Origin of the sequence: Poseidonibacter parvus (assembly GCF_001956695.1) — a bacterium.
Classification (GTDB): domain Bacteria; phylum Campylobacterota; class Campylobacteria; order Campylobacterales; family Arcobacteraceae; genus Poseidonibacter; species Poseidonibacter parvus.
The window spans coordinates 2802399-2816136 of record NZ_CP019070.1; the positions used below are offsets into that span (position 1 = coordinate 2802399).

Genomic DNA, 13738 nt, shown 5'->3' on the forward strand with positions numbered 1-13738 from the left:
TTTTAGATTATTTCTATGTCATTCAAATGTAATCATAACTTAATATGCTTTTTGTATGAAATACAAAAGCATATTTATATCAGATATACATCTTGGGACAAAATTCTCAAAAGCAAAACAGCTATTAAACTTTTTAAAACATAATGAAAGTGAAAACTTAATCTTAGTAGGAGATATTATTGATGGATGGGCAATTAAAAGAAAATTTATATGGCCTCAAACACACTCAGATGTAATCCAAAAAATATTGAAGAAAGCTAGAAAAGGAACAAAAGTAACCTTTATAACGGGTAATCATGATGAGTTTATAAGACCTTTTGTTCCTTTAATTCTTGGCGATTCTTTAGAAATAACAAACGAACTTGATTATTTTGGAATTAATGGAAAAAAATATTATGTAACTCATGGTGATTTTTTTGATTCAATTACCATGACTAAAAAATGGTTAGCAATACTTGGTGATTATGGATATGATTTACTACTTCATTTAAATTCACTCTTAAATTTTTTAAGAAGAAAAATAGGTATTCAAAAATATTGGTCACTCTCAAAATACGTAAAAGATAGTGTTAAATCTTCTGTCTCTTTTATCAATGATTTTGAAACTGTACTTTCAAATCACGCAAAAAATAAAGGATATGATGGTATTATTTGTGGACATATTCACAAAGCAGAGATTAGAGATATTGATTCAATACAATATCTAAATTGTGGTGATTGGGTTGAATCTTGTACAGCAGTAGTAGAAACATATGATGGAGAATTTAAAATTATAAATTGGTTAGATAAATGAATTTAGCACTAGTATTAGGTGGTGGAGCTGCAAGAGGAGCTTTTCACTTAGGAGTTTTACATTATTGCGAGCAAAATAATATCGAAATTCATGCTTTCAGTGGCTCATCTATTGGAAGTATTATTTCATGTTCACATGCAAGTGGTGTAAGTGCTAAAGAGCAATTAAAGATATTTTCTTCAAATGATATAAGACAAGCTTTAAAATTTAACTATTTTAAAAATGGTCTTTTAAAAATTGATAATTCAAATAAAATCATTAAAGAACTCTTACCTATTTCTAAAATTGAAGATATTCCAAAACCAGTTTTTGTAAATGCTTATGATTTAAGAAAAAGAGAATTACACTATTTTAATAGTGGAGATACAATTACTTTATGTATGGCTTCAAGTGCAATTGTTCCATTATTTAAACCAGTTAAATACAAAGATATGTACTTAATTGATGGTGGATTATTTGATAATATTCCCATTAAACCTTTAGAAAACAAAAACTACGACATCTTTGCAATTGATTTATTTCCAAAAAAATATGCAAATCCATTACTTAGATTAAATCCAGTAAAAATTATAAAAAGAAAACTTTTTACACAACTTTATACAAACTATAAATACTCCCTTGAAAACACCAACTATTACCTTGGAAGCAGTCATATAAGAGATTTTGCCTTATATAGTTTTAAAGAAATTGAAGATTGTTTTAATCTTGGAGTTAAAGAAGCTAAAAAACATTTTTTAGATATACTCTCTTAATAAAATACAAATAAATATTAAAGATTATATTATGTCAACTACACCACAATTTACACATTTACATTTACATACAGAATACTCACTACTTGATGGGGCAAACAAAATAAAACCACTTGCAAAAAAAGTAAAAGAGATGGGAATGACTTCTGTTGCAATGACAGATCATGGAAATCTTTTTGGAGCAATTGATTTTTATAATGCCATGAAAAAAGAAGGTATTAAACCTATTATTGGAATGGAAGCATATATTCATAATAATGAAGAATTAGGCGATAAAACAACCAGACAAAGATTTCACTTATGTCTATATGCAAAAAACCAAGAAGGTTATAAAAACTTAATGTTTTTAAGCTCACAAGCTTATATGCATGGGTTTTATTACTATCCAAGAATTAATAAAAAACTTTTAGCAGAAAACTCAGGCGGACTTGTATGTTCTGCTGCTTGTTTACAAGGTGAAATTAACTGGAATTTAAATACTCAAAATGAAAGAAATGTAAAAAACGGTGCAAAAGGATATGAAGGTGCTAGAAAAGCAGCACTAGAATATAAAGAAATTTTTGGAGATGACTTTTATTTAGAAATCATGCGTCATGGAATTGGTGACCAACATTTTGTTGATGACCAGATTTTAAAACTTGGACGAGAACTTGATATTAAAGTAGTTGCAACTAATGATACACATTATTTAAACCAAAAAGATGCAGATGCACATGAAGCATTTATGTGTATTGCTATGAATAAACTTTATGATGATCCAAATAGATTAAGACATTCTGTACACGAATTTTATTTGAAAACACCAGAACAAATTGCAAAACTATATGCTGATATTCCTGAAGCAATAACAGCAACGCAAGAAATTGCTGATAAATGTAATTTAGAAATAAAACTAGGAGATCCAACTCCTCCAAACTTCAAGTTTACAAGACAAAAAGCGGAAGTAAATAATTTAACTCTTCCAGAACCAGAGCTTGAATATTCTCTTGAAAATGATAAAATTTTATTTATTGATGAGTGCTGGAGAGGACTCGATAAAAGACTTCAAATTGTAGATCCTTCAAAACATCAAGAATATAAAGACAGACTACAAGTAGAAATTGACATTATCAATGGAATGAAATTCCCAGGGTATATGCTTATTGTTTGGGATTTCGTAATCGTTGCAAAACAAATGAAAATTCCAGTAGGTCCAGGAAGGGGTTCAGCAGCAGGAAGCTTAGTGGCTTTTTCACTAGAGATTACCGATATTGACCCAATGCCTTATGGTTTACTTTTTGAGAGATTCTTAAATCCTGAAAGAATATCTATGCCAGATATTGATATGGATTTTTGTCAAGCAAGACGTGGTGAAATTATTGATTATGTAGTTGAACAATATGGACGAGCAAACGTTGCTCAAATTATTACCTTTGGTAAACTTCTTGCAAAAGGTGTAATTAGAGATGTCGCTCGTGTTTTAGACATGCCATATTCAAAAGCAGATGCAATGGCAAAACTAATTCCTGATGAATTAGGAATTGACCTTACAAATTCATGGGAAAAAGAACCAAAAATAAAAGAACTATGTGATGCTGATCCACAAGCAGGAAGAGTTTGGGAATATGCACTAGCCTTAGAAGGTCTTAATAGAAATGCAGGAACACACGCAGCTGGTGTTGTTATTTCAAATGAGCCTTTATGGAATAAAACTCCCTTATTTAAACCCTCAGGACTTGATACACTAGCAACTCAATATAATGGTAAATATGTTGAAGATGTTGATTTAATTAAATTCGATTTCCTTGGATTAAAAACTTTAACAGTAATTGAAGAAGCTTTACAACTTATTGAAAAAAGACACGGAAAAAGAATTGACTTCTTAACAGCAGATGTAAATGATAAAGGTGTTTATGACCTTATTCAAACAGGAAATACAATTGGGCTATTCCAAATAGAATCAGATGGTATGCAAGATTTATGTAAAAGATTAAAACCTGATAATTTTGAAGATATTATTGCCGTTCTAGCACTTTATCGTCCAGGTCCAATGGAGTCAGGAATGCTTGATGACTTTATTGATAGAAAACATGGTCGTGCTAAAATTGACTATTTCTATGATGAGTTTGATGCACCTTTAAGACCAATTCTAGAGCCAACTTATGGAGTTATTGTATATCAAGAGCAAGTTATGCAAATTGTACAAACTATTGGTGGATTCAGTCTTGGTGGTGCAGACCTTGTAAGACGAGCCATGGGTAAAAAGATTGTTGAAGAAATGGACAGATTAAAAGGTGAGTTTGCAGATGGTGGAGTTAAAAAAGGTTATGTAAGAAGTCACTGTGAAGAGTTATTCGACCTTATTGTAAAGTTTGCTGGATATGGATTTAATAAATCTCACTCAGCAGCGTATGCCCTTGTAACATTTTATACTTCTTATTTAAAAAACTATTATCCATCAGAATTTATGGCAGCACTTCTAACATTAGAAAAAGATAACACAGACAAAGTTGTAAAATATGTTGATGAAGTAAAAAGATTAGACTTAGAACTTTTCCCACCTGATATTAATAAATCAGATTTAGTATTTTCTGCAACTAAACTTGAGGGGAATGAAGTTGTAATGTTTGGAATGGGTGCTGTAAAAGGTGCTGGAGATGTTGCTATTAAGTCTATTATTGCTGCACGTGATGAAGGTGGAGATTTTACAGATTTAGCTGATTTTATTTCAAGAATTGACGGAAGTAAAGTAAATAAAAGAGTAATAGAATCTTTAACAAAAACAGGAGCTTTTGATAGCTTTGGTTATTCAAGAAGAGCCATGCTTGAGCAAATTGAGAAGATTTCTGAGTGTGTTGCAAACTCTATGAAAGCCAAGAAAATGGCGACAGGTTCACTCTTTGGAGATTCACAAGAGCTTACAAAAATTGATATTGTTTTAGATGAACTTGAAGAGTTTGAAGCAAAAGAGATACTAGAGTTTGAAAAAGCTTCATTAGGATTTTATGTATCAGGGCATCCACTTGATGAATATAGAGAACAATTAGATCAAATTAAATATACCCTTTCTTCTCAAATTGAAGATTTAGCAGATGGTTCACAAGCTTTGTTTGTAGGGAAGATTGAAAATATAGTTACAAAAATATCAAAAAAAGGTAATAAATTTGGAATTGCTTCTATTATAGATTTACACGGAAGTATTGAGCTTTTATTATTTGAAGATAGAATTAAAGAGCTTGAAGATGATTTTGATTTAGAAAAACCAATTGCATTTAAAGTAAAAATCTCAAAAGATGAAAACTTCACAAGAATGAACATCATGAAAATTGAAAGTTTAAAAGATGCAAAAAAAGAGAAAATTAAAACAAAACAAAAAGTAGAAGAAGAGCCACCTTTAACAATTGCTATTCCATTTACAAACAATGAAAATAGTATCTACCAACTCTTTGATTTAGTGGCAAATAATCAAGGGAAAAGAGACCTAAAAATATTAGTAAAATCAAAACTTGCAGATATTGAACTTGAAAGTGGTTTTAAGATAAATACTAATTTAGAAAAATTAATTCATAATATAGAAGGAGCTTTTGTAGTTTCATGATTAAACATATTTTATTATCAAATGACGATGGTTTTGATGCAATTGGGTTAGAAGCATTAATTCAAGCACTTAAACCAATTGCTAAAATAACAGTAGTAGCACCTGCAAAAAACAAATCAGCTTGCGGACACTCTTTAACACTTGATAGACCTTTAAGACTTGATAGAGTTGATGATGATTTTTATAAAGTTGATGATGGAAGTCCTACAGATTGTATTTTTATTTCATTAAACAATTTATTTAAAGATGGTTATAAACCTGATTTAGTAATAAGTGGTATTAATATTGGTGCAAATATGGGTGAAGATATAACTTATAGTGGAACAGCTGCAGCAGCTATGGAAGCAGTGCTTCAAGGAGTACCAGCAATAGCAATTTCACAAGTTTGCAAAGATAAGTGTAATGATATAAAAAATGGATGGGATTTTGCACTAGCAAAGCAAACAATTGCTACTTTAGCAAAGAAAATACTTGATGAAAGCTTTCCATTAGAGGAAAGAAAGTTTTTAAATGTTAATATCCCAGCAATAAAACCAGAACAGTGTAATGGAATTAAAATCACAAAAGCTGGATATAGAGAGTATGGGAATGATACTCATAGGCATCATAATCCAAGAGGTGAAGAGTTTTATTGGATTGGTCTACATCCATTAATTTGGAAAGAATCCAAAGATAAAAATTGTGATTTTGAAGCTATAAAAGCAAATTACGTATCAATAACACCTATTATGCTAGATTTAACATCATATAATGATATTGAAAAAACACAAAATTGGTTAAACAATTAAAAAGGAAATAAATGAATTTTACAGAAGCAATTGAGCTAAATATAGACAAACTAGTTGGTACATTAAAACATGAAGAAGAACTAGAAGAAGTTTTAAAGAAAAAATTCACAAAAAAAGAATTTAAAGTATTTGTAGCATTTAGTGAAGGTAAATCTATAGATGAAGTAAAAACAATAATTAACGATGATGATGAAAGAATTAATGAAATTTACAAAACAGCTTGTAAAAAATTAAATCAAGAAAAAATCAAAAAAGAGTTAGTGTTTTTTAAATAGAGTATAAAAATACTCTATTTCTCAAATCCTAGAAGAATCATACCTGCAAAGTTATTACCTTTGTAAAACTCAATTCTAAAAAGATTACCATCTTGATCAATTGAAAATCTTTTTGCAAGCTCTTTTCTTTTTATATTAATACCAACTTCTTTTTTACTCTTATTTACATATCCAATAACATTTACTCTTAAATCAGCAATTGGCTTGATGTTAAAACTATTTTTTGCATAAATAATATCACCAAATTTTATATTTTGTGAAACTCCATCAATAGTTATATTAATATCTCTTTCATCCTCAATAAATTTTATATAATCAGGATGAAGCTTAGCAAGTTTTCTATTTCCATAATGAATAATATACTCTTTTCCTTTTTTAACAATTGTCATAAGAGGATTTGACGGAGTAAAATCTAATGTTCCATCTTTATTAATAGGGAAATATTTTAAAAGTTTTCGAACCTTAGAAAGTGGTAGCTTAATTTTCTCATCATAAAAAGATATAAAAATATCATGGTCAATTACTTTTTTGATATCAACAGTTGAAATATCAAATTTTCTTTCAAATTCAATACCCATAATATTCATATACTCTTCAATAGCTAATAAATGATAGTAAACTCTTTCTTGTAAGTTTAACTCTTTACTAGCTTCATTTGCAAAAGCTGCTTTACCATTATTAATAGCAAAATATGTAAGAGTTTTTTCCATCTCTTTATCACCAAGTCTAGTTTTAGTATTTTTAACATGGTACTTATCTCTATCTCTAATAAGTTTAGTATTAATTGATTTTACTACTTGAGTTGAGATTTCTTCAAGATTTCCATATTTATCGATATCTAAATTAGATTGATCAACAATAGCACAGTTTCCCCATCTTCTAGGAGACATTTTACTATTTATGTACTTTTTTCTATAAAAACCACTTCCATCATGTAAATTCAAAATTAATTTTATTTCATCTGATTTTATATACTTTTTAATTCTCTCAACAGTATTATAATCAGGATCATCTTTTGATAAGGCTGCAAATTTTCTATTCATATCACCATAAGGGCCACGTGATCTTTTAATAATTGAATAAAAGTTTAAATTAGGAATTACCCAAACAGAACCTTTTTTAATATCATAATGCGTTGCAATTAAAGAAGCTGCCATAAAAGCACCTGGTTCATCACCTTGAATCCCACCAATTATTAACAATGTATTATCGTCTTGTTGACCTTTTTTTATAAAATCAAAATCGAAACTTTTTACATCTGCATTTAAATATTGCAAACATAAAAATATTAATGAGATTTTAAATAGTCGTAATATGCCAAGGTTCATACCTTACACCGTCCTTATTATTTATTGTATACCGAACATCAACATACTTTAATTTTTGTATTTCTTGAAATTCATGAGTATTTGCAAACTTTGAAGTAAAATTTGCATATCCAAAACCTTTTTTACCAACATCAAAATCACCTACTAAATGATATGTAAAAGCTGGAGGTGCAATAGATTTTGCAGCAACTGAGATATTTCCATCAACTCTATGTATTTTATCTAGAAAAAGTTTTGTTTGTTTTACAATACTTCGAATTCCTGAAGTTAATGTAAGAGAACTTCCTACATCCTTTTTCATTTCATTGTATGTATTTTCTGCTTTACCTTTAAATAAATAATGTCCAGTATAAGGAATTTTTTTTACTTGTTTTTTATCAATTACATCACTTATATTACTACTGATTCTATTTCCAAAAAAACCATGGGAACTAGGATTGTAATAAAAAATAAATTCTAAAAAATCTAATTCTTCTTTTGTAAAAGCTTCAATATTTGGAGCTCTTCTTGCAATACTTAGCATTGAATCAAAACTAATAATATTAAAATTTCCATATCCAACATAACTTTGAACAAGTTTTAATTTTTTTCTAATTGATTGAAAAGTTTTGTAGTCTTTTTTTTCAATAAATAAATCATTTCTTTTTATTTCACGACTACTAGCAAATAAGTCCATACTAGATATAGAAACAAGAGTAAATATAGTACTTTTTTTAATAAAATCTCTTCTAATATTTATCATTAATACTAAATAACCATCTTAATATCATCATGTTTACCTAAAATTTCAAAAAGTAATTTTCTATCATCTTCATTATGAACAAGTAATTCTAAATTATAACTCTCAAATTTACCTTTTTTGCTAGATTTAGATTTAACAATTTTATGTTCTCTTTTTTGAACTATTTCTTTAACCGTAGTATGAACACAAGTAGTTTGTAATACGACTAGTTTGTAACTCCAATTACATGGATAATCTAATTCTAATTTCTCTTTACTTAAATCAATCATATTTAATTCCTTTTAAAATCACCACTTTTACCACCAGATTTTGTTTCTAGTTGTACATTTGATATCACCATAGACTTGTCAATTGCTTTTACCATATCATATATAGTTAATAAACCAACAGATACACCTGTTAAAGCTTCCATTTCAACACCAGTTTGTCCATTTAACTTTGCTGTAACTTTAAGTTTAAATCCTGGAAGCTCAGGTAATTCTTCAACATCACAATTAATTCCACTTAATAACAAAGGATGGCACATAGGTATTAATTCACTTGTTTTTTTAACACCCATAATAGCTGCAATTACTGCTGTTTGAATCACAGGACCTTTTTTAGAAGTATTATCTACAATAGTATTGTATGCATCAATAGACATGCTTATTTGTCCAGTAGCAACTGCTATTCTATGTGTTTCATTTTTATTTGATACATCCACCATTTTTGGTCTATTATTATCATCTAAATGCGTTAAAGTCATGATATTTCCTTTATTTTGTTATATTTATTATATTCTAAATTTAGTTAAATAAGAATTAAGTAAAGTTTAAATATAATGCAACCCTAAAATTTAAAAAGAAAGTGGGTGATTTTAGTGCCAGGCATTAAAGTTAAAGATAGTGAATCATTTGACGAAGCATACAGAAGGTTTAAGAAGCAATGTGATAGAAATCTTATTGTAACTGAAACAAGAGCTAGAAGATTTTTTGAACCAATGACAGAGATCAGAAAAAAACAAAAAATTAACGCTAGAAAGAAAATGCTTAAGAGATTATACATGCTTAGACGATATGAGTCTAGACTGTAGATTTTACTTTTCTTCCAATAAAAAAGGTCAATCGAAAGATTGGCCTTTTTTTATGTCTATTTATTTTTGAAATTTGCTTTTCTTTTTTCAATAAAAGCTGACATACCTTCATCTTTATCTTCCAAATTAAATGTAGCATAAAAATATTTTCTTTCATTTTGTAAACCTGAACTAAGTGACATTTCATAAGCATTATCAATTGATTCTTTTATAAGCTTTACAACTGGTTGAGACATAGAAGCTATTTTAGTAGCTATATTTACAGCTTCATCAATTACAGTACCTTCTTTAAATACTTCTGAAACTAAACCAAAGTCTTTAGCTTCAAATGCTGATATCATATCTCCTGTTAGACACATCTGCATTGCTTTTGATTTTCCAACACTTCTAATTAATCTTTGAGTACCTCCAATTCCAGGCATTGTTCCCAATTTAACCTCAGGTTGACCAAATTTTGCAGTTTCATCACAAACTGTTATATCAGATAACAAGCTTAACTCACATCCTCCACCAAGTGCAACTCCAGATACTGCTGCAATTATTGGCTTCTTATGATTTTCTAAACCATTCCATTGCTTTGTTATAAACTCGCTATTATAAGCACTTGCAAAATCTAATTGAGATAATTCTTTTATGTCTGCACCTGCTGCGAAGACTTTATTTCCTCCAGTAATAACAACTGCTCCAATACTTTTGTCTTCATCAAAACTCTTAACAGCATTAGATACTTCACTAATCAATTCTGAGGATAAAGCATTATAAGAGTTTGGCCTATTTAATGTAATCAATCCAACACAATTATTTCTTACTTCAACTAATATATATTTATATGACATTTTATTACCTTTTAACTATTAATAAAGAAGTTTACCTTATCCTTATTTCAAAGACAAGAGCTTACTATAAATATATATACTAATAGAATAGATACTATGGATTAATTTAAAAGAATAAAAATTAAGAAAAAAAGAAAAAGATAAGAAATAAGATTTAAATAAAAGTAAAACGAAGGAAAAACCCGAAAAAAAAGGCTAAAAAAAAAGCTTTCAGCTAAAAGAACAAAGTTCAAATAGCTAAAAGCTTAGTAAATACTCAAGAGCTGGCAGCGGCCTACGTTTCCACAAGGGGACCCTGCAGTATTATCAGCGATGAAGAGCTTGACTTCCAGGTTCGAAATGGAGCTGGGTATTTCCTCTTCTCTATAACCACCAGCAAAACTGAGTAATCAATATACGATATACGTATACTCATTACTCAACTTAATCTGTGAGTAAAGATATTAATAATGTTAAAGTCAACACATTTTATTTTTTATTCATACATTGCGTACACTTAATAAGATAGTAAACCAAAGAATACTAAAAATAAGCCAAACGATCTATTAGTACTAGTCAGCTAAACGTCTTACAACGCTTACACATCTAGCCTATCAACCAGCTAGTCTTGCTGGGATCTTCAGGGAAAGTTAATCTTGGAGTTGGCTTCGTGCTTAGATGCTTTCAGCGCTTATCTCATCCGTACGTAGCTACCCAACGATGCTCTTGGCAGAACAATTGGTACACTAGTGGTACGTTCATCCCGGTCCTCTCGTACTAGGGACAAATCTCCTCAACTTTCCTACGCCCACGGAAGATAGGGACCGAACTGTCTCACGACGTTCTGAACCCAGCTCGCGTACCGCTTTAAATGGCGAACAGCCATACCCTTGGGACCTGCTTCAGCCCCAGGATGCGATGAGCCGACATCGAGGTGCCAAACCTCCCCGTCGATGTGAGCTCTTGGGGGAGATCAGCCTGTTATCCCCGGCGTACCTTTTATCCTTTGAGCGATGGCCCTTCCACACAGAACCACCGGATCACTATGACCGACTTTCGTCTCTGTTCGACTTGTATGTCTCACAGTCAAGCTAGTTTATGCCATTATACTCAACTGGCGATTTCCATCCGCCATGAACTAACCTTTGTAAGCCTCCGTTACTTTTTAGGAGGCGACCGCCCCAGTCAAACTACCCACCAGACATTGTCCTGAAAGAGGATAACTCTTCCCAGTTAGTAACTCAAATATTCAAGGGTGGTATCTCAAGGATGGCTCCACTAGAATTGGCATCCTAGTTTCATAGCCTCCCACCTATCCTGCACATGAATATCCAAGCTACAGTGTCAAGCTGTAGTAAAGGTGCACGGGGTCTTTCCGTCTTTCCGCGGGTAGGAGGAATTTTCACCTCCACTACAATTTCACTGGATCCCTGGTTGAGACAGCTCCCATCTCGTTACGCCATTCATGCAGGTCGGTATTTAACCGACAAGGAATTTCGCTACCTTAGGACCGTTATAGTTACGGCCGCCGTTTACTCGGGCTTCAATCAAATGCTTCGATAAATCTAACATCATCAGTTAACCTTCGAGCACCGGGCAGGCGTCACACCTTATACATCCTCTTACGAGTTAGCAAAGTGCTGTGTTTTTGGTAAACAGTCGGGAGGGACTCTTTGTTGCAACCTCTCTAGCTTTCGGAAGTAAATTCCTATACCAAAGTAGGCACACCTTATACCGAAGATACGGTGCTAGTTTGCAGAGTTCCTTAACCAGGGTTCTTCCACGCGCCTTAGAATACTCATCCCACCCACCTGTGTCGGTTTACGGTACGGGCAACAAACAATATGCTTAGTGGCTTTTCTTGGCACGACAGTATCATCGATTCTCCATCTCCTCCGAAGAGTGTCAGGAGCCTGTAAGATCTCGGTCTCATGTAATCCGGATTTGCCTAAATTACGACCTACGTCCTTCGACCCACTATTCCATCAGTGAGCTCGATTAACTCTATGCGTCCCCACATCACGCTTGTTTGTTGGTATTGAAATATTAATCAATTTGCCATCGTCTACCCCTTTCGGACTCGACTTAGGACCCGACTAACCCTACGATGACGAGCATCGCGTAGGAAACCTTGGGTTTTCGGCGTTGAGGATTCTCACCTCAATTATCGCTACTCATGCCTGCATGCTCACTTCTATCCGCTCCAACGCTCCTTACCGGTACATCTTCAACGCTGAATAGAACGCTCTCCTACCACTCAATATAAATATTGAATCTAAAGCTTCGGTGCATATCTTAGCCCCGTTATATTTTCCGCGCAGAATCACTAGACCAGTGAGCTGTTACGCTTTCTTTAAAGGATGGCTGCTTCTAAGCCAACCTCCTGGTTGTCACAGTAACTCCACATCGTTTTCCACTTAGATATGACTTTGGGACCTTAGCTGTTAGTCTGGGTTGTTCCCCTCTCGACATAGGATTTTATCACCCTACGCCTGACTCCTGCGATTACACATATAGTATTCATAGTTTGATAGGGTTTGGTACCGCGGTAAGCAGCCCTAGCCCATTCAGTGCTCTACCCCTATATGCTACTACGCAAGGCTATACCTAAATATATTTCGGAGAGAACCAGCTATCACGAAGTTTGATTGGCCTTTCACCCCTATCCACAAGTCATCCGAGCACTTTTCAACGCACACCGGTTCGGTCCTCCACTGGCTCTTACACCAGCTTCAACCTGCTCATGGATAGATCACTTCGTTTCGGGTCTGCAGCATCTGACTAAGTCGCCCTATTAAGACTCGCTTTCGCTACGGCTTCGCACTTGGCTTAACCTTGCCAGACACCACAACTCGCAGGCTCATTATGCAAAAGGCAGTCCGTCACCCTGATAAATCATAGGGCTCCGAATGATTGTAAGCTAATGGTTTCAGGTTCTATTTCACTCTCCTCGCTGGAGTACTTTTCACCTTTCCCTCACGGTACTTGTTCACTATCGATCTGTAAGTAGTATTTAGGATTAGAGGGTGGTCCCCCTAGATTCAGACAAAATATCACGTGTTCCGTCCTACTCAGGATACCAATAGAGCTATTGAACATTTCGATTACAGGAGTATCACCTTCTACGCTTAACCTTTCCAGGTTATTCATCTATATTCTCTAGTCTCACATCTTGGTCCTACAACCCCCTATGCAAGCATAGGGTTTGTCCTAATCCCATTTCGCTCGCCGCTACTTTGGGAATCTCTTTTGATTTCTCTTCCTCTGGTTACTGAGATGTTTCACTTCACCAGGTTTGCCCACTTTCGTGTAACTAATATCTCTATTAGCTGGGTTGTCCCATTCGGAGATCTACGGATCAAAACTTCTTGACAGTTCCCCGTAGCTTTTCGCAGTCTAGTACGTCCTTCATCGCCTCTTACAGTCTAGGCATCCACCATTAGCCCTTAATAGCTTATAATAAACAGAATTTAATCTGTCGCATTTGATAATTATTCTTTGGCTACTATCTTATTAAACATACATTTCTGTACATTACATAAAATAATAAATTGTGTTCTATCTAATCTCTTAGATAGTTTTTAAAATTGTTTATT

At 32.6% G+C, this 13738-nt stretch carries 11 protein-coding genes and 2 rRNA genes; 6 read left to right on the top strand and 7 right to left on the bottom strand.

Translation table 11 applies throughout. The annotated features are described in order from the left end of the window. Positions 1-55 precede the first annotated feature (55 nt). From LPB137_RS13620 to LPB137_RS13640, 5 genes are read left to right on the top strand one after another with little or no spacing between them, the layout of a single operon-like run. The gene (locus LPB137_RS13620) at positions 56-793 is read left to right on the top strand and encodes a UDP-2,3-diacylglucosamine diphosphatase (RefSeq protein ID WP_076089001.1); all 738 of its coding nucleotides are present in this window, start codon (positions 56-58) and stop codon (positions 791-793) included. Beyond that, positions 790-1545 (top strand): patatin-like phospholipase family protein, encoded by a 756-nt coding sequence (locus tag LPB137_RS13625; protein WP_076089003.1) that lies wholly within the window; start codon positions 790-792, stop codon positions 1543-1545. Before LPB137_RS13620 ends, LPB137_RS13625 begins: the two co-directional genes overlap by 4 nt. A gap of 31 nt (positions 1546-1576) precedes the next feature. Then, on the top strand, positions 1577-5122 hold the full coding sequence (gene dnaE / locus LPB137_RS13630) for a DNA polymerase III subunit alpha (protein ID WP_076089005.1): 3546 nt from the start codon (positions 1577-1579) through the stop codon (positions 5120-5122). Next, positions 5122-5910 carry a 5'/3'-nucleotidase SurE gene (surE, locus tag LPB137_RS13635; protein ID WP_076089385.1) on the top strand — a complete coding sequence of 263 codons (789 nt, stop codon included), beginning with the start codon at positions 5122-5124 and terminating at the stop codon, positions 5908-5910. Before dnaE ends, surE begins: the two co-directional genes overlap by 1 nt. A gap of 11 nt (positions 5911-5921) precedes the next feature. Then, positions 5922-6185 carry a hypothetical protein gene (locus LPB137_RS13640; protein WP_076089007.1) on the top strand — a complete coding sequence of 88 codons (264 nt, stop codon included), beginning with the start codon at positions 5922-5924 and terminating at the stop codon, positions 6183-6185. A 14-nt stretch (positions 6186-6199) separates the two neighbouring features. Here the strand turns inward: LPB137_RS13640 and LPB137_RS13645 are convergent, their stop codons facing one another. From LPB137_RS13645 to moaC, 4 genes are read right to left on the bottom strand one after another with little or no spacing between them, the layout of a single operon-like run. Beyond that, entirely contained in the window at positions 6200-7513 is a 1314-nt protein-coding gene (locus tag LPB137_RS13645; protein ID WP_076089008.1) for a M99 family carboxypeptidase catalytic domain-containing protein, read from the bottom strand. Continuing rightward, positions 7485-8255: a D-alanyl-D-alanine carboxypeptidase family protein gene (locus LPB137_RS13650; RefSeq protein WP_076089010.1), complete on the bottom strand. Its 771-nt coding sequence runs from the start codon at positions 8253-8255 to the stop codon at positions 7485-7487. The genes LPB137_RS13645 and LPB137_RS13650 overlap by 29 nt, the downstream gene beginning before the upstream one ends. Before the next feature lie 5 nt (positions 8256-8260). Then, on the bottom strand, positions 8261-8524 hold the full coding sequence (locus tag LPB137_RS13655; protein ID WP_076089012.1) for an HP0495 family protein: 264 nt from the start codon (positions 8522-8524) through the stop codon (positions 8261-8263). Positions 8525-8526: 2 nt separating this feature from the next. Beyond that, the gene (moaC, locus tag LPB137_RS13660; protein ID WP_076089014.1) at positions 8527-9000 is read right to left on the bottom strand and encodes a cyclic pyranopterin monophosphate synthase MoaC; all 474 of its coding nucleotides are present in this window, start codon (positions 8998-9000) and stop codon (positions 8527-8529) included. 114 nt (positions 9001-9114) lie between these two features. Here moaC and rpsU point away from each other — a divergent pair, with 114 nt between their 5' ends. Continuing rightward, positions 9115-9327: a 30S ribosomal protein S21 gene (gene rpsU, locus LPB137_RS13665; protein WP_071628030.1), complete on the top strand. Its 213-nt coding sequence runs from the start codon at positions 9115-9117 to the stop codon at positions 9325-9327. 56 nt (positions 9328-9383) lie between these two features. On the opposite strand, the gene LPB137_RS13670 is transcribed toward rpsU, so the two are convergent. The 3 genes from LPB137_RS13670 to LPB137_RS13680 form a co-directional block, all read right to left on the bottom strand. Beyond that, complete coding sequence (locus tag LPB137_RS13670) at positions 9384-10163, bottom strand: enoyl-CoA hydratase-related protein (RefSeq protein WP_076089016.1); 780 nt, start codon at positions 10161-10163, stop codon at positions 9384-9386. Between the two features lie 261 nt (positions 10164-10424). Continuing rightward, positions 10425-10540, bottom strand: a 5S ribosomal RNA gene (rrf, locus tag LPB137_RS13675). 147 nt (positions 10541-10687) lie between these two features. Continuing rightward, positions 10688-13602: ribosomal RNA gene (locus LPB137_RS13680) — 23S ribosomal RNA — on the bottom strand. Positions 13603-13738 lie beyond the last annotated feature (136 nt).

What these genes read in the sequence shown, in the direction of transcription:
- LPB137_RS13620 (WP_076089001.1), top strand. Translation starts at nt 56, where the DNA reads ATGAAATACAAAAGCATATTTATATCAGATATACATCTTGGGACAAAA.
- LPB137_RS13625 (WP_076089003.1), top strand. Translation starts at nt 790, where the DNA reads ATGAATTTAGCACTAGTATTAGGTGGTGGAGCTGCAAGAGGAGCTTTT.
- dnaE (WP_076089005.1), top strand. Translation starts at nt 1,577, where the DNA reads ATGTCAACTACACCACAATTTACACATTTACATTTACATACAGAATAC.
- LPB137_RS13640 (WP_076089007.1), top strand. Translation starts at nt 5,922, where the DNA reads ATGAATTTTACAGAAGCAATTGAGCTAAATATAGACAAACTAGTTGGT.
- LPB137_RS13645 (WP_076089008.1), bottom strand. Translation starts at nt 7,513, where the DNA reads ATGAACCTTGGCATATTACGACTATTTAAAATCTCATTAATATTTTTA.
- LPB137_RS13650 (WP_076089010.1), bottom strand. Translation starts at nt 8,255, where the DNA reads ATGATAAATATTAGAAGAGATTTTATTAAAAAAAGTACTATATTTACT.
- LPB137_RS13655 (WP_076089012.1), bottom strand. Translation starts at nt 8,524, where the DNA reads ATGATTGATTTAAGTAAAGAGAAATTAGAATTAGATTATCCATGTAAT.
- moaC (WP_076089014.1), bottom strand. Translation starts at nt 9,000, where the DNA reads ATGACTTTAACGCATTTAGATGATAATAATAGACCAAAAATGGTGGAT.
- LPB137_RS13670 (WP_076089016.1), bottom strand. Translation starts at nt 10,163, where the DNA reads ATGTCATATAAATATATATTAGTTGAAGTAAGAAATAATTGTGTTGGA.